At 74.8% G+C, this 20,197-nt stretch carries 20 protein-coding genes; 8 read left to right on the top strand and 12 right to left on the bottom strand.

Annotated elements, in window-relative coordinates; all coding sequences use genetic code 11:
• Positions 1-2: 2 nt before the first annotated feature.
• Entirely contained in the window at positions 3-902 is a 900-nt protein-coding gene (locus tag CLV37_RS05515; RefSeq protein ID WP_106207951.1) for an aldo/keto reductase, read from the top strand.
• Positions 899-1,831, top strand: coding sequence for an aldo/keto reductase (locus tag CLV37_RS05510; protein WP_106207949.1), 933 nt, complete (start codon positions 899-901; stop codon positions 1,829-1,831). Before CLV37_RS05515 ends, CLV37_RS05510 begins: the two co-directional genes overlap by 4 nt.
• Here the strand turns inward: CLV37_RS05510 and CLV37_RS05505 are convergent.
• From CLV37_RS05505 to CLV37_RS05480, 6 genes are read right to left on the bottom strand one after another with little or no spacing between them, the layout of a single operon-like run.
• Positions 1,816-2,697: an MBL fold metallo-hydrolase gene (locus tag CLV37_RS05505; RefSeq protein ID WP_106207947.1), complete on the bottom strand. Its 882-nt coding sequence runs from the start codon at positions 2,695-2,697 to the stop codon at positions 1,816-1,818. The genes CLV37_RS05510 and CLV37_RS05505 overlap by 16 nt on opposite strands.
• A gap of 49 nt (positions 2,698-2,746) precedes the next feature.
• Positions 2,747-4,777, bottom strand: coding sequence for a phage holin family protein (locus tag CLV37_RS05500; protein ID WP_106207945.1), 2,031 nt, complete (start codon positions 4,775-4,777; stop codon positions 2,747-2,749).
• 20 nt (positions 4,778-4,797) lie between these two features.
• Positions 4,798-5,730 (bottom strand): GTPase Era, encoded by a 933-nt coding sequence (gene era / locus CLV37_RS05495; protein ID WP_106207943.1) that lies wholly within the window; start codon positions 5,728-5,730, stop codon positions 4,798-4,800.
• Positions 5,723-7,033, bottom strand: a complete 1,311-nt coding sequence (locus CLV37_RS05490) for a hemolysin family protein (RefSeq protein WP_106207941.1) — start codon at positions 7,031-7,033, stop codon at positions 5,723-5,725. The genes era and CLV37_RS05490 overlap by 8 nt, the downstream gene beginning before the upstream one ends.
• Before the next feature lie 3 nt (positions 7,034-7,036).
• Positions 7,037-7,558 (bottom strand): rRNA maturation RNase YbeY, encoded by a 522-nt coding sequence (gene ybeY / locus CLV37_RS05485; RefSeq protein ID WP_106207939.1) that lies wholly within the window; start codon positions 7,556-7,558, stop codon positions 7,037-7,039.
• Between the two features lie 4 nt (positions 7,559-7,562).
• Positions 7,563-8,624, bottom strand: coding sequence for a PhoH family protein (locus CLV37_RS05480; RefSeq protein ID WP_106207937.1), 1,062 nt, complete (start codon positions 8,622-8,624; stop codon positions 7,563-7,565).
• Between the two features lie 253 nt (positions 8,625-8,877).
• On the opposite strand from CLV37_RS05480, the gene CLV37_RS05475 reads away from it, so the two are divergent.
• The 4 genes from CLV37_RS05475 to CLV37_RS05460 all read left to right on the top strand — a co-directional run bounded on the left by CLV37_RS05475 (position 8,878) and on the right by CLV37_RS05460 (position 12,695).
• Entirely contained in the window at positions 8,878-9,942 is a 1,065-nt protein-coding gene (locus tag CLV37_RS05475; protein ID WP_245885263.1) for a Gfo/Idh/MocA family protein, read from the top strand.
• Positions 9,939-10,778, top strand: a complete 840-nt coding sequence (locus CLV37_RS05470) for an aminotransferase class IV (protein WP_170127071.1) — start codon at positions 9,939-9,941, stop codon at positions 10,776-10,778. The genes CLV37_RS05475 and CLV37_RS05470 overlap by 4 nt, the downstream gene beginning before the upstream one ends.
• A complete protein-coding gene (locus CLV37_RS05465) occupies positions 10,775-11,062 on the top strand; it encodes a hypothetical protein (RefSeq protein ID WP_106207931.1) in 288 nt (95 codons plus the stop codon). The genes CLV37_RS05470 and CLV37_RS05465 overlap by 4 nt, the downstream gene beginning before the upstream one ends.
• A gap of 85 nt (positions 11,063-11,147) precedes the next feature.
• The gene (locus CLV37_RS05460; protein WP_106207929.1) at positions 11,148-12,695 is read left to right on the top strand and encodes an alkaline phosphatase D family protein; all 1,548 of its coding nucleotides are present in this window, start codon (positions 11,148-11,150) and stop codon (positions 12,693-12,695) included.
• Positions 12,696-12,798: 103 nt separating this feature from the next.
• Here CLV37_RS05460 and dhaM read toward each other — a convergent pair whose 3' ends face one another.
• The 3 genes from dhaM to dhaK are packed head-to-tail and all read right to left on the bottom strand — an operon-like array spanning position 12,799 to position 14,782.
• Entirely contained in the window at positions 12,799-13,188 is a 390-nt protein-coding gene (gene dhaM, locus CLV37_RS05455; protein WP_106207927.1) for a dihydroxyacetone kinase phosphoryl donor subunit DhaM, read from the bottom strand.
• Positions 13,185-13,781: a dihydroxyacetone kinase subunit DhaL gene (dhaL, locus tag CLV37_RS05450; RefSeq protein WP_425433604.1), complete on the bottom strand. Its 597-nt coding sequence runs from the start codon at positions 13,779-13,781 to the stop codon at positions 13,185-13,187. Before dhaL ends, dhaM begins: the two co-directional genes overlap by 4 nt.
• Positions 13,769-14,782: a dihydroxyacetone kinase subunit DhaK gene (dhaK, locus tag CLV37_RS05445; protein ID WP_106207925.1), complete on the bottom strand. Its 1,014-nt coding sequence runs from the start codon at positions 14,780-14,782 to the stop codon at positions 13,769-13,771. The genes dhaL and dhaK overlap by 13 nt, the downstream gene beginning before the upstream one ends.
• A gap of 120 nt (positions 14,783-14,902) precedes the next feature.
• On the opposite strand from dhaK, the gene CLV37_RS05440 reads away from it, so the two are divergent.
• A complete protein-coding gene (locus CLV37_RS05440; protein ID WP_106207923.1) occupies positions 14,903-15,340 on the top strand; it encodes a VOC family protein in 438 nt (145 codons plus the stop codon).
• Positions 15,341-15,344: 4 nt separating this feature from the next.
• Here the strand turns inward: CLV37_RS05440 and CLV37_RS05435 are convergent, their stop codons facing one another.
• Positions 15,345-16,538, bottom strand: coding sequence for an osmoprotectant NAGGN system M42 family peptidase (locus tag CLV37_RS05435; RefSeq protein WP_106207921.1), 1,194 nt, complete (start codon positions 16,536-16,538; stop codon positions 15,345-15,347).
• Positions 16,539-16,578: 40 nt separating this feature from the next.
• On the opposite strand from CLV37_RS05435, the gene CLV37_RS05430 reads away from it, so the two are divergent.
• Positions 16,579-17,514 carry a hypothetical protein gene (locus tag CLV37_RS05430; RefSeq protein WP_106207919.1) on the top strand — a complete coding sequence of 312 codons (936 nt, stop codon included), beginning with the start codon at positions 16,579-16,581 and terminating at the stop codon, positions 17,512-17,514.
• 132 nt (positions 17,515-17,646) lie between these two features.
• Here CLV37_RS05430 and CLV37_RS05425 read toward each other — a convergent pair whose 3' ends face one another.
• Entirely contained in the window at positions 17,647-18,390 is a 744-nt protein-coding gene (locus CLV37_RS05425) for an Fpg/Nei family DNA glycosylase (RefSeq protein ID WP_106207917.1), read from the bottom strand.
• A gap of 9 nt (positions 18,391-18,399) precedes the next feature.
• Positions 18,400-20,190, bottom strand: coding sequence for an N-acetylglutaminylglutamine synthetase (gene ngg / locus CLV37_RS05420; RefSeq protein WP_106207915.1), 1,791 nt, complete (start codon positions 20,188-20,190; stop codon positions 18,400-18,402).
• Positions 20,191-20,197: the final 7 nt, after the last annotated feature.

Below are 20,197 nucleotides of genomic sequence, written 5' to 3'. Positions count from 1 at the left end.
ACGTGAAGCAGCGCAGCCTCGGGCGCCCCGGCGCCCCCACCACCCGACAGGTCTCCGCGATCGGCCTCGGCGGCATGCCGCTGAGCATCGAGGGCCGCCCCGACACCGAGCGGGCCCTGGCCACCATCCACGCCGCCCTCGACGCCGGCGTCACCCTCATCGACACCGCCGACGCCTACCACCGCGACGCGGACGAGGTCGGTCACAACGAGGAGCTCATCGCCCGCGCCCTGCGCGAGCACGGCTCCTCCACCGACGACGTGGTCGTCGCCACCAAGGGCGGGCACCTGCGCCCCGGCGACGGGTCGTGGACGAAGAACGGCGACCCGGCCTACCTCAAGGAGGCGGCGAAGGCCTCGGCCCGCCGCCTGGGCGTGGAGGCCATCGGCCTCTACCAGTTCCACCGCCCCGACCCCGACGTCCCCTACGCCGACTCCGTCGGGGCGCTGGCCGAGCTCCTCGACGAGGGCGTCATCGTCCGCGCCGGGATCTCCAACGCCGACGTCGACCAGATCGAGGAGGCCGACCGCGTCCTGGGCGGCCGCCTGGTCTCGGTGCAGAACCAGTTCTCCCCCGCCTTCCGCAGCAGCCAGGGCGAGCTCGAGCACTGCGCCTCGCGCGGCATCTCGTTCCTGCCGTGGTCCCCGCTGGGCGGCATCTCCAACGCCGCCGAGCTCGGTTCCCGCCACGCGGTGTTCGCCGAGGTCGCCCAGGCCCACGACGTCAGCCCCCAGCAGGTCACGCTCGCCTGGGAACTGGCCCTCGCCGACGTCGTCCTGCCGATCCCCGGCTCGTCGCGGCCCGCGAGCATCACCGACTCCCTGGCCGCCGCCGACCTGGACCTGTCGACCGACGAGATCGCCCGCCTGTCCGCGGCGACCTCCGGGGAGGACCGCTCGTGAAGACCTTCGCCCTGGGCACCAGCGACCTGCAGGTCCCGAACGTCGTCCTCGGCCTCATGCGCATCGCGGAGATGAGCGACGAGGACATCCGCACCCTCGTCGCCACCGGCCGCGAGGCCGGCATCACGATGGTCGACCACGCCGACGTGTACGGCGGGTCCAAGCACCGCTGCGAGGAACGGTTCGCCCAGGCCGTCCAGCTCAGCTCCTCCGAGCGCGAGCAGACGGTCATCCAGACCAAGGCCGGGATCGTCCCCGACGGCCCGTACTTCGACTTCTCCTACGAGCACATCGTCGCCTCGGTGGCGGGCTCGCTGCAGGCTCTGGGCACCGACTACCTCGACGTCCTCCTGCTGCACCGTCCCGACGCGCTCGTGGAACCCGAGGAGGTCGCCAAGGCCTTCGACGAGCTGCACGCCGCCGGCAAGGTGCGGCACTTCGGGGTCTCCAACCAGACGCCGGGGCAGCTGGACCTGCTGCGCAAGCACGTCCGCCAGCCGCTCGTGGCGAACCAGCTGCAGCTGTCCATCACCCACGCCCCGCTCGTCGCCCAGGGCGTCGCGGCGAACATGCAGGGGCTCGACCAGTCGATCTCCCGGGACTACGGGACGCTCGACTACTGCCGCCTGCACGACATCACCGTGCAGGCGTGGTCGCCGTTCCAGGCCGGGTTCTTCGACGGGGTGTTCCTCGACGACGACCGGTACCCGGAGCTGAACGTCGTGCTGGACCGCCTCGCGGCGCAGTACGAGGTCCCCAAGCTCGCCATCGCCACGGCGTGGATCACCCGGCACCCGGCGAACATCCAGGTCGTGCTGGGCACGACGAACCCCGAACGCGTGCGGGCCGCCGCGCAGGGGTCGGAGATCCCGCTGACCCGCGCGGAGTGGTACGAGCTGTTCCGCGCCGCGGGCTACCGGGTTCCCTGACCCGTCCCGTCCAGGGTCAGCCTCCCGCCGACCGGCAGGTGCACGGCCCCGGGAACCCCGAGTCGTCGAGCGTGCTCGACGAACCGGGGCCCGGGGTCGACGAACCGGTCGCCCATCGTCCGGCTCAGGGCGACGGGGTGCAGGGTCCCCCAGTGCACGGGCACCGAGTGCACCGGCCGCACCCGGGCGACGAGCTCGGCGGCCTGGCGCGGGTCGAGGTGGTGCGGGCCCAGGGTGTGCCCCCAGCCGCCGACGGGGACGAGCGCGACGTCGGGTGCGCGCCCGGCGGCGTCGAGCACGGCGTCGGAGGCCTCGAACTCGCCCGTGTCGCCGACGGCCCACAGCAGCAGGTCGGTCTCGGCGCGGGCGGGGAACGCCCCGGGCACCCGCACGAGGTGCTCGACGGCCCGCGCGTCCCGCGGCGCGCGGCTGAGGCCGCTGCCCGTGCGGTGCCCGGCGTGGTGGGCGGGCAGCGCGCTCACCCGCACCGCGCCGCCGGCGAGCTCCAGCTCGGCCGTGCCCCCCACCGCGACCTCCAGGACCCGGGTCGCCGGCAACCGCAGCCGCCACCGCACCCAGTCCGAGGCTCCCGGCGGGGTCACCAGGACGGCCGGGCGCAGCCGCCGCAGCGACGGCAGGTCGAGGTGGTCGTGGTGCAGGTGCGAGACCAGGGCCAGGTCGCAGCCCGCCGACGCCGACGGGTCGGGGGTGCGGGGGCGCCGGCGCAGGTGGGCCAGCCCCGCGCGCAGGACGGGGTCGGTGACGATCCGCAGCCGTCCGGCGGGGTCCCCGCCGGTGTCCCCGGTGGTGTCGCGCACGTCGACCGTCACCGTCGAGTGCCCCAGCCACGTCACGTCGACGCTCACCGTCGTCCCCCGTCCTCGTCCGTCCTCGTCGTCCTCGCCGCGGCAGGGCTCACAACCCCACCTCCCGCATCCAGCGCACCAGCTGGTCGTGGACCGTGGCCGCCCCCACGAGGGGCGACTCCCCCGGCACCGACCGGTCCCGCAGGTCCTCGTCGACCTTCCACTCCACCGGGTGCACGAGGACGGCCTGCGTCTGCCACCCGCCGAAACCGCCGTGCGAGCCCACCTGCTCCTCGAAGGCGTGCACCTCCCCCGTGACCGGGTCCACCGTGGAGTGCACGAACAGCGCCGGGGCCGTGCGGAAGCGCATGACGCGCAGCAGGTCCGCCGCCGCCCGCGGTCCCACGGCCGCCAGCGGGTCGGACCCGGTGACGCGGCCGGAGACGAGGTCGTGCTCGCCCTCGGTCCCGATGACCACGACGTCGCCGCCCCGGTGACCCGCGACGAACCCCACGCCGCGCGTCTGCAGCAGCCCCGGCACGAGCGCCGGCCAGCGCCGGTCGAACTCGGCGAGGTCGATGCGGCCGCCGGCGGCGTCCGGGACGGACAGCAGCGCCGTGCACCCCGACGTCGCCACCACCACGGCGTCCTCCTCGGCCGCCGGTTCGTCCTCGTGCCGGGTGCTCACGCGCTCCGCCTTGGCGTGCGGGGCGAACTCGCGGACGAGGACGTCGACCCGGCCGCGCATCTCCTCCCCCGCCGCCGTCGTGACGGTCGGGTGGTCCGACCCCGGCCGGCCCTGCGCGTCGGACTCCAGCAGCTCGGCGACGACCTCGTTGAGGGTGCGCCCGCCCAGCTGCTCGAACGTCGCCCCCTGCGCCTGGCCGTGGTCGGAGACCACGACGACCCGGTACTCGCGCGGGGCGACGTCGGCGACGTCGGCGAGGGTCTGCAGCACCCGGTCGATGCCCGCGAGCGCGTCGAGGGACTCGGCCCGCGCGACCCCCGCGTGGTGGGCGACCTCGTCGTAGTCGAGGAAGTCGACGAAGACCACGGGCCGTCCCTCGGACAGCTCCTGGGCCACCAGCGACACGTTGAGGTCGCGCAGCAGGGCGTTCGTCAGGGCCCGCAGCAGGACGTACCAGCCGCGGCGCGGGATCCGGGGCTCGATGCGCCGCACCCGCTGCTGCCACCCCTGGTACAGCTCCTTGACGATCTCCCCGATCGTCAGGATGAGGCTGCGCAGCAGCACGAACGGCCGCGCGACGTAGCGCAGGTAGGGCCGGCCCGACCCCCCGGCCCGTGACGTGGACACCACCAGGTGGGCGTGCGAGGCCTCCCCGGAGAACAGGTTGCCGATGCTCGCCCCGTCGCCCGCCAGGAGCCCGGTGCGGCCGGCGGCGTGCGCGGCCTCGCGGACCCGGCGTTCGATGACGGCCGCGTCGGCGGGCCGGTTCGCCACCAGCACCCGGCCCAGCTCGGGGTCCCACCAGCGGAACGCGGGGATCTCGTCGGTGGACCCGTGCAGGAAACCGGCCTGGCTCGCCGGGGTCGTCGAGGGCAGCTGCGCGTGCCAGCCCTCGGCCAGGTGCGTGCCCTCGCGCAGCCAGCGCGCGATCGTCGTCAGCGTCCCGGAGTGCAGCCCGAACTGCAGCAACGGCATCGACAACCCGTCGACCTGGACGACGAGCAACCCCGGCGGCCGGACGTCGCCGGGCCTGCGCGGGCGCCGGCGCAGCAGCCCGCGCACCACCCACCGGCTGTCGTTGGAGCCCACGACCCAGCGGACGACGACGCCGACGAGGCCGGTCCAGAAGTAGACCTGCCACAGCGCGTTGAGGGAACTGAGGTCCAGCCCCGGGACGGCCGTCAGCGCCGTGTGCAGCAGCCCGAGCTGCACCACCACCCCGACCACGACCGTCGGGCCGGGGCCGATGAGGGCGCTCAGCGGCCCCAGCAGGGGCCGCACGAGGAGGTCGCCCACCGCCAGCACGGCCGCCGAGGCCAGCAACCAGAACGGCGACTCGTAGCGGACCCCCGTGACCAGGTGGGCGCTGATCCACAGCGCGAACGCCGTCGGCAGCAGCGACAGCAGCAGGTCGCGCGTGTCGCGGGCGGTGAGGGCGAACCAGGTGCGCACAGGTCGGGTACGGGCTGCGATCAGAAGCCGAGGCGCTGCAACTGCTTCGGGTCGCGCTGCCAGTCCTTGGCCACCTTGACCCGCAGGTCGAGGTGGACCTTCGTGCCCAGCAGCGCCTCGATCTGGTGGCGGGCGCGGGTCCCGACGTCCTTCAGGCGCGCCCCGCCCTTGCCGATGACGATGCCCTTCTGGGACTCGCGCTCCACGTAGAGCCACACGAAGACCTTCAGGACGCCGTTCTCCTGCTCCTGCGTCTCCTCGACCACCACCGCCAGGGAGTGCGGGAGCTCGTCGCGGACCCCCTCCAGGGCGGCCTCGCGCACGAGCTCGGCGACCATGACCTGCTCGGGTTCGTCGGTCAGCTCCCCGTCGGGGTACAGCCGCGGCCCCTCCGGCAGGTGCTGCAGGAGGACGTCGGCGACGGTGTCGACCTGCTCGCCCGTCAGCGCCGAGGCCGGGACGACGTCGCTGAACCCCCCGAGCAGCTCCTCGCCGAGGGCCGAGACCGCCAGGAGCTGCTCGGCGACCTGCTGCCGGCTCGCCTTGTCGGTCTTGGTGACCAGCGCCACCTTCGTCGAGCGCGGGACCGCGGCCAGCGCCTCGGCGATGAACCGGTCCCCGGGGCCGATCTTCTCGTCGGCCGGGATGCACAGCGCCACGACGTCGACCTCGGCGAGCGTCTCGTGGACCAGGTCGTTCAGCCGCTGCCCCAGCAGGGTCCGCGGCCGGTGCAGCCCGGGGGTGTCGACGAGGACGAGCTGGGCGTCGGGGCGGTGCACGATGCCGCGCACGGTGTGCCGGGTCGTCTGCGGCCGCGAGCTGGTGATCGCGACCTTCTGGCCGACCAGCGCGTTCGTGAGCGTGGACTTGCCGGCGTTGGGCCGGCCCACCAGGCAGGCGAACCCGGAACGGTGGGGGGGCGTGGGAGTCGTCGAAGTCGTGGTGTCAGTCATGGTCTCGGCCTCCGGCGTCGACGAGTTCGGGTTCGGGGTCGGGCAGGCGGTGCACCAGGACGGTGCGGACCTGGTTGCGGCGGCCCTCGCGCGCGTCGGCCTCCAGGCGCAGGCCGTGAACCTGCGCGACGGCGCCGGGGACGAGGACCTCGCCGAGGGTCTTGGCGAGCAGGCCGCCGACGGTGTCGACGTCCTCGTCGTCGATCTCGCGGTCGAACAGCTCCCCGAGGTCCTCGACGTGCAGGCGGGAGGAGACGCGGAAACCGCCGTCGTCGAGGGGCTCGACCTCGGGGCCGGCGCGGTCGTACTCGTCGGAGATGTCCCCGACGATCTCCTCGAGGATGTCCTCGATCGTCACCAGGCCCGCGGTGCCGCCGTACTCGTCGACGACGATCGCCACGTGCACGTTGTCGCGCTGCATCTGCCGCATGAGGTCGTCGACGGGCAGGCTGTCGGGGACGAAGACAGCGGGGCGGGCGACGTCCTCGACGCGTTCGGTGCGGGCCTGCTCGGGGTGGGCGTGGAAGCGGCGGGCGACGTCCTTGAGGTAGACGACGCCGAGGACCTCGTCGGCGTCCTCGCCGATGACGGGCATCCGCGAGAACCCCGAGCGCAGGAACAGCGCCTCGACGTCGTGCAGCCCGGCGCCGCGGCGGGCCGTCACGAGGTCGGTGCGCGGCACCATGACCTCGCGGGCCAGGGTGTCGCCGAGCTCGAAGACCGAGTGGATCATCCGGTGCTCACCGGCCTCGATGACCGACGTCTCCCCCGCCAGCTCCACGATCTCGCGCAGCTCGGCCTCCGAGGCGAACGGCCCGTGGCGCAGGCCCCGGCCCGGGGTGACGGCGTTGCCGACGGCCACCAGCGCCCGGGCCACCGGGCCCAGCACCGTCGTCAGCGGCGCGAGCACCGGGGCGGCCAGCAGCCCCACCGTCTCGGCGTGCAACCGGCCCAGCGTGCGCGGGCCGACCCCGACCAGCACGAAGTCCAGCGCGGACATCCCCAGGCCCGCCAGGACCAGGACGAGGAACCACGAGTCGACCCAGCTCGCCACGACGACCGTCGCGCACACCGCCGCGAGGGTCTCGAACACGACCCGCAGCAGCGTGCAGACCGCGATGACCGGGGCGGCCGACTCCAGGACGCGGGCCAGCGCCGGGGCACCCCGGCGGCCGTCGTCCACCAGGTCGCGCGCGCGGCGCCTGGAGGTCACCGCGATGGCCGACTCCGCCGCCGCGATCAGCCCGGCCGCCACGACCAGCAGCAGGGCCAGCACCAGCAGCGGGCCGGCGGGTGCGCCCACGCCTCAGTCCCCCGAGGGCAGCGACCGGTGCCCGACCGTGGGGGTCGGGTCGCCGGGACGGCCGATGCGGGCCAGGAAGCCCAGCACCAGCCGGCGCTGCAGGGTGAACATCTCGCGTTCCTCGTCCGGTTCGGCGTGGTCGTAGCCCAGCAGGTGCAGGATGCCGTGCGTCACGAGCAGCAGCACCTCGTCGGCCGTCGCGTGTCCGGACGCCTTGGCCTGCGCCGCGGCCACCTCCGGGCACACCACGACGTCCCCCAGCAGCCCCGGCTCCGACGTGCGGCCCTCGCGGCCGGGCCGGAGCTGGTCCATCGGGAAGGACATGACGTCGGTGGGGCCCTCCTCGTCCATCCACTGCACGTGCAGCCGGGACATGGCCTCGGCGTCCACCATGAGGACCGACAGGTCGGCCAGCGGGTGCACGCGCATCTCGTCCAGGACGTAGCGGGCCAGGTGCGAGACCTCGACGGTGTCCACCCCGCGGCCCTGTGCGAAGGAGCTCTCGTCGACGACGTCGATGCTCACGCGCTCACCGCTTCCGCCCGTGCGCCGCCGAGACGCGCGGACGCGCCTCCTCCCAGCGGCCGTAGGCGTCGACGATGTCGCCGACGAGGCGGTGCCGGACGACGTCGCTGGACGTCAGCCGCGAGAAGTGGACGTCCTCGATGCCCTCGAGGATGTCCTGCACGACCCGCAGCCCCGACTCCGTCCCGCTCGGCAGGTCGACCTGCGTCACGTCACCCGTCACGACGATCTTCGAGCCGAACCCCAGGCGCGTCAGGAACATCTTCATCTGCTCGGGTGAGGTGTTCTGCGCCTCGTCGAGGATGATGAACGCGTCGTTGAGGGTGCGCCCGCGCATGTACGCCAGGGGCGCGACCTCGATCGTGCCGGCCGCCATGAGCCGCGGGATCGAGTCCGGGTCCAGCATGTCGTGCAGCGCGTCGTACAGCGGGCGCAGGTACGGGTCGATCTTGTCGGTCAGCGTGCCCGGCAGGAACCCGAGGCGCTCGCCGGCCTCGACGGCCGGGCGGGTCAGGACGATGCGGTTGACCTGCTTGGCCTGCAGCGCCTGCACGGCCTTGGCCATCGCCAGGTAGGTCTTGCCCGTGCCGGCGGGGCCGATGCCGAAGACGACCGTGTGCTCGTCGATGGCCTCGACGTAGTGCTTCTGGTTCACCGTCTTGGGCCGGATCGTGCGCCCGCGGCTGGACAGGATGTTCATGGTCAGGACGTCGGCGGGCCGGTCGTCGCCGGTGCCGTTGACCTGGGCGCGCAGCATCGCCACGGACCGCTCGACGGCGTCGGGCGAGAGCGCCTGCCCGCTGCGCAGGACCGCCGTCATCTGCTCGACCAGACGCTCCAGCAGGGCGACCTCGGCGGCCGCTCCGGTGACGGTGATCTCGTTGCCGCGCACCAGGACGTCGGCCTTGGCGAAGGCGCGCTCGAGGACGCGCAGCAGCTCGTCGCGGGCGCCGAGCAGGCCCACCATCGGGACCTCGGGCGGCACGACGACGACGTGCCGCACCGGTGCGGGGGCCTGGCCGGTCGGCTGGGCCGTGGGTTCGGGGGTGGGGTCGGTGCTGGCCATGATCGCCCCGAGGGGCCGTTCGCCTCCGTGTCGAAAGGTGCGCGCAGGGGGTGCGCGCCGTGCCCCGATCCTAACGAGCCGGGCGCGCGGGGGCCGCTCGTGTTCTCCCCCGGCTCACCCCGCCCGCACCGCCGTCCGGCCGGGCACGGGCAGGATCGATGCGCCCGTCCCCGGGAGAGCCCGTCCTCGGGCGCTCCCGCCCGGCGTGTCGCGCGGGGGGTGCATCGATCGTGCACGCACTAGCGTCGGCGCCGTGAACCGGATCGCCCTCACCGGCGGGGGCTACCGCGCGGGCCTGCACCTGGACCTGCTGCGCCGCCTGCCCGAGCGCTTCGAGGTCACCGGGGTCCTCGCGCGCAGCGCCGCGACGGCCGCGTCGCTCGCGGACCGGGGCCTGCCCGTGCACCGCGACCTCGACGGCCTGCTGCGCACCCGCCCGGACGTCGTGGTCGTCTCGGTCCCGGCCCGGGACGCCCCGGGCCTGGTCCGCGAGCTGGACGGGCGCGGCGCGCACGTCGTCACCGAGACCCCGCCCGCGGCCGACCTGGCCGGTCTCGTGGACCTGTGGGAGGCCGTCGGGAGCGGTGGCCGCGTGCAGGTGGCCGAGCAGTACCTGCTGTTCCCGCACAACGCGGCGCGCGCCGAGCTGGTGCGCCGCGGCGCGGTGGGGACCCCCACGTCGGTGCAGGTCTCCTCGACGCAGACCTACCACGCGACCTCGCTGGTGCGGGGTCTGCTCGGCACGGGCTCCACCGCCGCCCGGGTCGTGGCCTCGCGGACGACGTCGCCCCTGGCCGACCCGATCACCCGCGCGGGCTGGACGGGGGACGCCGAACCCCGCCCGCAGACCACCACGATCGCGACGTTCGACTTCGGCGACGGCCGCAGCGCGCTGTACGACTTCACCCAGACCCAGACGCGCAACCCGCTGCGCGCCCGGCGGCTGGTGGTGCGCGGCAGCACCGGCGAGCTCGTCGACGACCGGCTCGTGCGCCTGGCCGACGCCACGACGGTGCTGACCTCGACGATCGAGCGCCGCTGGACGGGCCACCACCAGGACGTCCAGGGCTACGACCTCGACCACCTCTCCCTCGACGGCGCGGTGCTGTTCCGCAACCCCTTCCCCGGGGCCCGGCTGTCCGACGAGGAGATCGCGCTGGCGACGCTGTTCGACGCCTGCGCCGCCCACGCCCGCGGCGAGGGACCGGCGCCGTACCCGCTGGCCGAGGCGGCGCAGGACCACGCGCTGGGCCTGGCGATCGAGGAGTCGCTGACGAGCGGCGGGCCGGTCACCTCCGCGCGCGGCCCGTGGGCGTGAGGAACCGGACGTTCGTCCTGGGGGTCGGCGAGGTGGTCTGGGACGCGCCCGTGGCCGCGGCCGACGACTCCGGGCTGCGTGGGGACGGGTTCTTCGAGACCGTGCTCTGCCGGGGTCCGGAGCCGGTGCGGCTGTCCGCGCACCTGGACCGGTTCGAGCGTTCGGCCGCCGCCTTCGGGGTGGACGTGGACCGGGCCGCGTGGACCGGCCTGGCGCACGAGGCCGTCGGCGCGGTCCCCGCCGGCGACGAGGCCGTGCTGCGGCTGACGCTCGCGCGGGACGGGGTGGGTCTGGTCACCGTCCGCCCGGTCCCCGCCGGGGTGCGGGCGGGCCGCGACGGGGTGGGGGTGGTGACGCTGGCCCGGGGGACGACGACCGTCCCCGACGCGCCGTGGCTGCTGACGGCGGCCAAGACGTCGTCGTACGCCGTGAACTCCGCCGCGGCGCGCGAGGCCCACCGGCGCGGGGCCGACGACGCGCTGCTCGTCGACGCCGACGGACTGGTCCTGGAGGCCCCCACGGCGAACCTGCTGTGGCGCGCGGGCGGTGCGTGGTGCACCCCGCCGCACGCCGGGCGCACCGTGCTGCCGGGCACGACGCTGGCCGCGGTCGCCGCGGGCCTCGGCGTCGTGGAGGCGGACGTGCGCCCCGGTGAGCTCGCCGGGACCGACGGGGCGTGGTTGCTGTCCAGCGTCCGCGGGGCCGCCCCCGTGCTGCGGGTCGACGGCGCCCGGGTGCCGCACGACGCGCGGCTCACGGAGGTGCTGCGGGGCATCGCGCTGGGAACACGCCGCGAGTTCCCGTCCGGGTCCGGGGGTGCCACGCTCGGGGGGTGAGCACCAGCGCGTACGACGGCGCCCGCCTGACCGTGGTCCTGGCCGCGGAGTCCGAGCAGGAGCACCGGTGCCTCGCCGTCCTGCGCCGGGCCGGGCTCGAGGCCGCGATCGAGCGGGTCACCCCCACCGGTGAGGACCCCGTCGTGGTGGTGGCCGTGCCGTGCGAGCACCGCCCCACGTCGGTCGACGTCACGGCGGCCACCGTCCGCGTGACGCGCGAACTGCAGGCCGCGGGCCTGCACGCCGAGGTGTGCGGGACGGGTTTCCGCTCCGGGCCCGGCTGACTTCTCGCGTCACCGGGTCCAGCGCTTCACCGGGAGTTCTCCCCGACGGCACGGGGGTTTCACCTGCGCTCGACAGCCTCGCGTCGTGCAGATCCCCTCCTCCCCCTTCTCGCGCCGTTCCCTGCTGGCCGCCGGCGGTACCGGCCTCCTGGCCCCCACCCTGCTGCGCAGCGGCGCTCCCGCGATCACCCACGGCGTCCAGTCCGGTGACGTCACCTCGAGCACGGCCACGATCTGGACCCGCGCGGACCGCCCGGCCCGGATGTTCGTCCAGGTCTCCCCCACGGGCCGGTTCGGCCGCGACTGCCGCACCTACCGCGGCCCGCTGCTCACGGCCGCCTCCGACTTCACGGGCCGCTACGACGTGCGGGGGCTGCCGTCGGCCGCCGACGTCCCGTACCGCGTCGTCCTCGGCGCCCCCGACGCGCACCGGCCCGACGGCACCTCCGCCGAGGGTTTCCTGCGGACCGCCCCCACCCGGGGCGACCACCGGCGGATCCGGTTCCTGTGGAGCGGCGACCAGGCCGGGCAGGGCTGGGGCCGCAACCCCGACCTGGGGGGTTTCCCGATCTACCGCGCGATGGCGCGCCGCGACGCGGACTTCTTCCTGCACTCCGGCGACACGATCTACGCCGACGGCCCCATCACCGGGGACGTGACGCTGCCCGACGGGCGCGTCTACCGCAACGTCGTCACCGAGGCGAAGTCGCACGTGGCCCAGACCCTCGACGACTTCCGCGGCGCGTTCCGGTACAACCTCGAGGACGACGCCTACCGCGCGTTCTTCGCCCGCGTCCCGCAGGTGAACCAGTGGGACGACCACGAGGTCCACAACAACTGGTTCCCGCACGAGATCCTCGACGACGCGAAGTACACCGAGAAGCGCGTCGACGTCCTGCGGGCCCGCGGCGAGCGGGCCTGGCGCGAGTACGTCCCGATCTCGCACCGCCGCACCTCCGACGTGTACGGGAAGTTCTCGTTCGGGCCGCTGCTGGACGTGTTCGTCCTCGACATGCGCAGCTACCGCGACGAGAACACCCGGGGCTGGGCCGGTGGCGGGATCCGCCCGGACGGCGGGATCCTCGGCACCGAGCAGGCGCAGTGGCTCGTGCAGGCGATGGCCGCCTCCCGGGCCCGCTGGAAGGTCGTGCAGGCCGACATGCCCATCGGGCTCGTGGTCCCCGACACCCAGACCGACCCCGCCGGCATCGAGGCGATCGCCCAGGGCGACCCGGGCGTCCCCCGCGGCCGCGAACGGCAGATCGCCTGGATCCTGCGGGAGCTGAAGAACCGCGGGGTGCGCAACCACGTGTGGCTCACCGCCGACGTGCACTACACCGCCGCCCACCGCTACGACCCCTCCCGCGCGGCGTTCACGGAGTTCGACCCGTTCTGGGAGTTCGTGTCCGGGCCCCTGCACGCGGGGTCCTTCGGCCCCAGCGCCCTCGACCCGACGTTCGGGCCGACGGTGGAGTTCCAGGCCGTCCCCCCGCACGCGAACACCTCCCCGCTGGAGGGTTCGCAGTTCTTCGGCGAGGTCGAGATCGACCCCGACTCCCAGACCCTCACCGTGACGCTGCGCGACCTGCGCGGCGCCGCGCTGTGGAGCAGGGCCCTGCACCCCACCACCTGACCCCTCCCCGCGATCGAGGACTCGTTCGCGGCGATCGAGGACGGCATCCGGCCCGGGGGTCACGGTCGTCCTCGATCGCGGTGAGGGTCTCCTCGATCGCGGATCAGGTCTTGCGCAGGGTCCGGGCGAGTTCGGCCTGGGCGACGACCTCGGCGAGCCCGGTCCCCGTCGAGGCCGTGACGACGGCCGCGACGGCGCCCTCCAGGAACGGCGCGTCGACCAGGACGACGCGCTCGTCCTCGTCGACGTCGGCCAGGACGGTCTTCGCCGTCAGCACCGCACTGCCCAGGTCGACGAGCAGGGCGACGTCGTCGCCGGCCGCCAGCGCCTGCGCGACAGCGGTCTCCAGCGCGTCGGCGTCGGTGCCGAGCCCGCCGTCGGGGGTCCCGCCGACGGGGACGACGGTGGCGGTGCGCCCCATCTGCCCCGCCAGGTCCGCCACCCCGCGGGCGACGGCGGCGCTGTGCGAGAGCAGGACCACCCGGACGCTCACGCGGCGACCTGCTCGAGCGCGGTGAACAGCAGCACGACCGACTCGGCGCCGGGGTCGCGGTGCCCCACGCCGCGCTCGCCGAGGTAGCTGGCGCGGCCCTTGCGGGCCACGAGCGGTTCGGTGGAGGCGGCGCCCTCGGCGGCGGCCTCGGCGGCCTCGAACGGCGAGCGGCCCGCTTCGAGCGCTTCGACGGCCGGGGTCAGGGCGTCGACGAGGGTGGCGTCCCCGACCTGCGCCCCGCCGAGCTTGACGACGCCGTCGAGGCCGGCCCGCAACGCGCTCGCGAGGTCACCGCCGTCGAGCGCCTTCCCGGTCCGCCGCAGCAGCGTCCCGAACAACGGCCCGCTGGCGCCGCCGACGGTGCTGACGAGCGTCGACCCGGCCTTGGTGAGGACGGCCCCCGCGGTGTCGGGGGCCTCCTGCTCGAACGCGGCCACGACGGCGTGCATCCCGCGCTGGAGGTTCACGCCGTGGTCGGAGTCGCCGATGGGCCGGTCGAGGTCGGTGAGCTCGCCCGCCCGTTCGTCGACGAGCCCGGCGAACGCCCGCAACCAGGCCAGCGCGGTCGCGGCGTCGAGGTTCACACGCCCCACCGCAGGGCCGGGGTGCGGACGGGGGCGTCCCACAGCTCGAGCAGTTCGGGGGTGGTCGTGCAGACGCTGACCATCGCCCCGGCCATCTCCAGGCTGGTGACGTAGTTGCCGACCAGGGCCCGCGCGACCCGGGCCCCCCGGGCGTCGAGCTCGGCGACGACGTCGGCGGCCAGGACCTGCAGTTCCAGCAGCGGGGTGCCACCCATGCCGTTGACGAGCACGAGCAGGTCCTGGTGGGCCAGCGGCAGGTCCTCGTCGATCGCGGCGACCGCCGTGCGGGCGACCTCGCGCGCGACCCCGGTGGCGGGGACCGGGACGCGGCGGCGGCCGGGTTCGCCGTGGATGCCGATGCCCAGTTCCATCTCGCCGGCCGGCAGGTCGAACCCGGGCTGGTCCGATCCCGGTGTGGTGCAGGGGCTCAGCGCCACCCCGAAGCTGCGGCTGCGGGACACGACGTCCCGGCCCAGGGCGGCGACCTCGGCCACGGCCAGGCCCTTCTCGGCGGCGGCCCCGAGGACCTTCTCGACGAACAGCGTCCCGCCCGTGCCCCGGCGCCCGGCGGTGTAGAGGCTGTCGGTGACCGCGACGTCGTCGTCGACGAGGACGGTCTCGACCTCGATGTCCTCGTCGTCGGCGAGTTCGGCGGCCATCTGGAAGTTCAGGACGTCGCCGGTGTAGTTCTTCACGATGTGCACCACACCCCCGCCGGAGGACGCCGCCTTCGTCGCGGCGAGGACCTGGTCGGGTACGGGTGAGGTGAACACGGCCCCGCAGGCCGCGGCGTCGAGCATGCCCAGGCCCACGAAACCCGCGTGCAGGGGTTCGTGGCCGGACCCGCCGCCGGAGACGAGACCGACCTTGCCCGGACGCCGCTCGTCGCCGCGGGAGACGACGTGCTGCGTCAGGTCGACGGACAGTTCGGGGTGGACGGCGGCCAGCCCGCGCAACGCGTCGGTGACGGCGTCCGCGGGGTCGTCCAGCAGCTTGGCAACAGCGGTCATCAGGAGCTCCTTCGCCCGGGTGCGCCCAAGCTATCCCCCGTCGGCGACGGACGGAACAGCCCCCGGGTCGCGGCGGCGGTTCGGACGGCGCCACCCGGGTGGCCGTGCCACCCTCGGCCCATGACCAGCACCCCCGGCCCCGTCGTCACGACCGGGGTCAGCCACGTCCGGCTCACCGTCCGCGACCTGACGACCTCCCGACGGTTCTACGACGCGCTGTTCGGGTGGGACGTCGCCGTCGAACTGCCCGCCGACGCCGACGACGCCACCCGCGAACGGCTCTGGTTCCTGTTCGGGGGGATCATCTACAGCACGCCCTTCGGGCTGCTCGGCCTGCGCCCCGTCGCCGCCGCGCACGACTCCTTCTCCGAGGACCGGGTGGGGCTGGACCACCTGTCCTTCGCCGTGGCCGACCGGGCCGCGCTGGACGGGGCCGTCGAGGTCCTGGACTCCCTCGGCGCCCCGCACGAGGGCGTCAAGGACGCCGGCGGCCTGTGGATCCTGGAGTTCCGCGACCCCGACGGCATCGCCCTGGAACTGGCCGCGCCCCGGGGCTGAGCGCTCAGTCCGCGACGACCGTCCGGTCCACGGGTTCGAGGTCCGCCGGCTGCACGCTGTGGCTGGGGAAGTCGGCCAGCGGACCGGCCTCGGCCCGGTCCCAGTCGTCGAAGGTGAGCCCGGACTGCAGGTACACCACGAGCAGCCGCGCGAGGGCCACCAGCCCGTCGACGTGGGCCCGCTCGTGGCCGTGGCTGGAGTCGAGCCCGAAGCCCAGCAGCGCGTGCCGGGCCTCGATCCCCGCCTCCAGCGCGGGTGCGGCGTCGGAGCGGTAGTGCCGGTAGACGTCGCGCACCGCGGGGATCGCGTGCTCGCGGGCCAGGGCGTGCAGGCGCCGGGTCAGGTGGTAGTCGAAGGGTCCGGTCATGTCGAGCATCGCGATGCTCGCGAGCTCCTCGCGGGAGTTCTGCCCCGCGGCGACGACCGCGTTGTCCACGGCGACGAGCTCGGCGACGTCGGGCGCGAGGCCGTGGGTGGCGCCGAAGCCGACCTCCTCGCCGATGGTGACGAGGAACTGCGCGCTCACCGCGAGCGGCAGGTCGGCGTCCCGGAGGGCCTTCAGCGCGGCCAGGCACGCCGCGAGCCCGGCCTTGTCGTCGAGGTGGCGCGACTTCACGTACCCGCCGCGGGTCAGCTGCGGGGAGGCGTCGAGGGCCACGTGGTCGCCGACCTCGATCCCGAGGGCGCGCACGTCGGCGGCGCAGTCCACCGGCTCGTCGATGCGGACCTCGACGTAGGGCCACCCCACGCCCTGGGTGTCGATCTCGTCGCCGAAGGTGTGCCCGCTGCTCTTCAACGGCAGGACCGTCCCGGTGTAGGTGCGGTCGTGGTCGTCGGTGAAGATCGTCACGTGGGCGCCCTCGGAGAACCGGGCGCTGTGGCTGCCGACCGGCACGACCTCCAGGCGGCCGGACGGTTTGACCTGCTTGACCATCAGCCCGATGGTGTCGGCGTGCACGACGACGGCCCGGCGGACCGTGTCGGTGCCCCCGGACAGCGTGGCCCGCAGGATGCCGCGGCGCGTGAGGTCGAACGGCAGCCCCAGGGCCACGATGTGGTCCCCGACGGCCTGCATGACGGCGTCGGTGCGCCCCGAGGGGCTCGGGATGCGCAGCATCTCCATCAACGTCGCCGTGAGGTACTCGACGTCGATCGGGACGTCGACGGGTGCGGGCTGGGAGGCGTTCGCGGTGCTCATCGGCGGCGATGCTGCCAGGTCGCGCGCGAGGATGCTCCTCGTGGACCTCGCTGACGTGCTCGACGACCTCTACGGCTCCCCGCCCGTGGAGTTCACCGCGACGCGCGACGCCTGCGCGCGCCGGGCCCGCGCCGAGGGGGACCGCGACCTCGCCGCCCGCATCGGTGGCCTGAGGAAGCCCCCGGTCCCGGCGTGGGCCGTGAACCTGCTGGTCCGGCGGGCGCGCGAGGAGGTCGAGCAGCTGCTGCAGCTCGGCGCGGCGATGCGGGAGGCGACGGCCTCGCTGGCCGGGTCCGAGCTGCGGGAGATGAGCGTGCAGCAGGGCAGGGTGCTGGACGCGGTGCGGGTGCAGGCGGGGCGCCTGACCCGCGAGGCGGGCGTGAAGCTGTCGCTCGACGCGGGCGAGAAGGTGGTCGCGACGTTGCGGGCGGCGATGAGCGACCCCGCGGCCGCCGACGCCGTCCGCTCGGGGTTGCTGGTGCGGCCCCTGGAGTCGACGGGCTTCGGCGGGGCCTCCGGTGCCGTCGACCTGGACGGGGCCACCGCCACCGACGCCGGGGTCCCCCGGGCGGGGGCGGGACCCGTTCGACGACAGCCGGTCCCGCGGGACGAGCTGAAGGCCCGCCGGGAGGAGAAGGCCGCCCGGCAGGCCGAGCGCGAGCGCGTCGAGGCCGAACGCCGGGAACGGGAACTGGCCGAGCTGCGCGAGGCGGTGGAGGCGGCGCGCACCGAGCTCGACGACGCCCGGGACGAGGCGGGCTCGACGACCGCGGACCTGTCCTCGGCCCGGCGCCGTCACGACGACCTCACCCGCCGCCGCGACGACCTGCGGGCGAAGCTGGACGCCGTCGGCGAGCAGCTGTCGTCGGCCGGGGAGGCGCTGCGGGCCGCCGAGCGCGCCGCCCACGGCGCGGACGAGCGCGTCGCCGCCGCCGAGCGCGAGCTGGAGCACCTGCGGGCCCGCCTGCCCGACTGACGCGCTCTCCTCCCGCCGAAGGCACACCTCGCGCCCTTCCCGTGCCTCCTCCTCTGCGCGAGGCACACCTCGCGCCCGGACCACGCCCGCGCGAGGGCGCGAGGTGTGCCTTCGGCGGGAGGAGAGCGAACGTCAGCGCTGGTCGACGGGGCAGGCGTAGGCGGTGCGGCCGGTGAGGGTCCAGCTCCGCACGGGCGTCCCGCACCGCCGGCACGTCTCGCGCTCGTACACCCAGCGCTCGTCGGGGGCCGCGACGTCCGAGACGACCTGCCCGGCCTCGACCCCCAGCCGCAGGTGCTCCACGGCGAGGTCCCACAGCAGCCCCGCCTCCTCCGGCGTCGCGCGCCGCGCCGGGTCGACGCCGGCGAGGAAGAGCAGCTCGGCGCGCCAGGCGTTGCCGATGCCCGCCCAGACCGACTGGTCCAGCAGCGCGGCGCCGACGGCGGCCTTCCCCGAGCTCAGCCGGTGGGCGGCCTCGTCGCGACCCGCCTCCCCCACCCGCAGCGGGTCCGGGCCGAGGGTGTCCAGCAGGGCCTGCACCCGGCCCTGCTCCAGCGCCTCGCACCGGCCCGGTGCGACGAGCGAGAACGCCTCCCGCTGCCCCGCCAACCGCATCCGCGTCGCGCGCAGCGGCGGCAGCGCGACGTCGTCGGTGCGGAGGAAGAACCCCTTCATCCCCAGGTGCACGTGGACGTCGGGCGCGCCGTCGAAGGAGTACAGCAGGTGCTTGCCGTGGGCCTGGACGTCGCTGAGCCGGTGCCCGTCGAACGGCGCGACGTCGAACTTGCCCTGCGGGCTCGTCACGGACAGCACCTGCCCCGCCAGCGCCTCGCGCTGGTCGCGGGCGTGGCGGTGCAGGACGTGGCCTTCGGGCACCGGCGCCCGCTACCCCTGCGCCCGGGTCTCCGGGAACAGCAGGTCGAGGAACCGCTGCGCCGTCGGCCGGGGTGAGTGGTTCGCCAGACCGGGTCGTTCGTTCGCCTCGATGACGACGTGCTCGGGGCCGGAGACGTCGGGGACGAGGAGGTCCAGGCCCGTCACCGGGATCCCGATGGCCCGGCTCGCGGCCACGGCCGCGTCGACGAGGTCGGGGTGCAGGTCGTCGGTGACGTCGTCGATCGTCCCGCCCGTGTGCAGGTTCGCGGTGCGCCGCACCTCCAGCCGTCGCCCGCGGGGCAGGACGTCGTCGAGGCCGAACCCGGCGTCGGCGACGACGGCCTCGGTCGTCGCGTCCAGCGGGATGCTCGACTCCCCGCCCGTGGCGGCCTGCCGGCGCCGGCTCTGCTGCGCGACCAGGGTGCGGATGTCGTCGGTGCCCGTGCCGATGACGGTGGCGGGCCGGCGCACGGCGGCCGCGACGACCTCGTGGTCGATGACGACGACGCGCAGGTCCTGACCCGCGACGAGTTCCTCCACGAGGACGTCGGGGCAGTGCCCGGCGGCCTCGGCGACCGCGGCGCGCAGCTCGTCGCCGCCCCGCACGCCCACGGTGATGCCCTTGCCCTGCTCCCCGCGCGCGGGTTTGACGACGACGGGGCCGGTCTCGGCGACGAGGCGTTCGCACGCGGCGAGACCCTCGGTGTCCCGCAACGGGTCCTGCGCCAGCTCGACGGCGCGGGGGACCCGGACCCCCTGGGCGGCCAGCAACCGGCGGGTGACGCGCTTGTCGTCGCAGCGGCTCATCGCGACGGCGCTGGTCAGCTCGGACAGCGACTCGCGCGTCAGCAGCGACCGCCCGGCGTACGTCAGCCGCATCTCACCGCTGGGCGCGTCGGTGACCTCGACCCGCACCCCGCGGCGCAACGCCTCGTCGGCGATGATCCGCGCGTACGGGTTGAGCTCGGCGAGCCCCTCCGGTTGCGGGGAGAACAGCGGACGGTTGATGGGGTTCTTGCGCTTGACGACGACGGGGGCGGCGGGCCGGAAACCCAGCCGCCGGTACAGCGCGATGGCGCCGGCGTTGTCGTGCATCACGGACAGGTCGAGGATCGCCCGGCCGCGGGCGACGTAGCGTTCGGCCAGGACCCGCACGAGGGCCTCCCCCACCCCGCGCGGGGCGGCCTGCGGGTCCGCGGCCAGGCACCACAGGCTCGCACCCTGGTCGGGGTCGCCGAAGGCCAGGACGTGGTCGACACCGGTGACGGTGCCGACGATCTCGCGGGTGCGGGTGTCCTCGGCGACGAGGTAGGTGAACGTGCGGGTCCGGTGGTTGGCCCACATGACGTCGACGTCGGAGGTGACCATCCCGCAGGCCGCGTAGATGCGGTTCACCTCGTCGAGCTCGGCGCGCTCGCGGACCATCCTGACGAACACGTCGGGGTTGCGGTCGCGCGGCGCCCGGTAGCGGGACAGGTTCAGCCGGAACGTGATGGAGGGGTCCAGGAACACCTCGTGCGGGGCCAGCCCGACGAGGACCTGGGGTTCGCGGACGTACATCGCGATGTCGCGTTCGCCGGTCTCCTCCGCGCGCAGGGCGTCGACGATCGCGGACCGGTCGGTGAACGTCTGGCCGAACACCAGCCGTCCCCACCCCATGTCGAGGACGACGTCGCTGCCCATGTCGTCGGTGAACCACGACGACGGCCGCTGCCACGTCCGGCTGGAGATCGTGGGCCTGTCCAGACCGCGGTGCCGCAGCCCCGCGACGGTGCTGCGCCGTTTCGTGCTCGCGCTCATCCGAACC

Source organism: Kineococcus rhizosphaerae, from assembly GCF_003002055.1.
Classification (GTDB): domain Bacteria; phylum Actinomycetota; class Actinomycetes; order Actinomycetales; family Kineococcaceae; genus Kineococcus; species Kineococcus rhizosphaerae.
This window is presented reverse-complemented; position numbering and strand designations above follow the sequence as displayed.

Excerpts from the sequence above, each read along its gene's own strand:
- dhaK (WP_106207925.1), bottom strand. The coding sequence starts at position 14,782 with ATGACCGCTGTTGCCAAGCTGCTGGACGACCCCGCGGACGCCGTCACC.
- CLV37_RS05480 (WP_106207937.1), bottom strand. The coding sequence starts at position 8,624 with ATGGCCAGCACCGACCCCACCCCCGAACCCACGGCCCAGCCGACCGGC.
- ngg (WP_106207915.1), bottom strand. The coding sequence starts at position 20,190 with ATGAGCGCGAGCACGAAACGGCGCAGCACCGTCGCGGGGCTGCGGCAC.
- CLV37_RS05440 (WP_106207923.1), top strand. The coding sequence starts at position 14,903 with ATGACCAGCACCCCCGGCCCCGTCGTCACGACCGGGGTCAGCCACGTC.
- CLV37_RS05435 (WP_106207921.1), bottom strand. The coding sequence starts at position 16,538 with ATGAGCACCGCGAACGCCTCCCAGCCCGCACCCGTCGACGTCCCGATC.
- era (WP_106207943.1), bottom strand. The coding sequence starts at position 5,730 with ATGACTGACACCACGACTTCGACGACTCCCACGCCCCCCCACCGTTCC.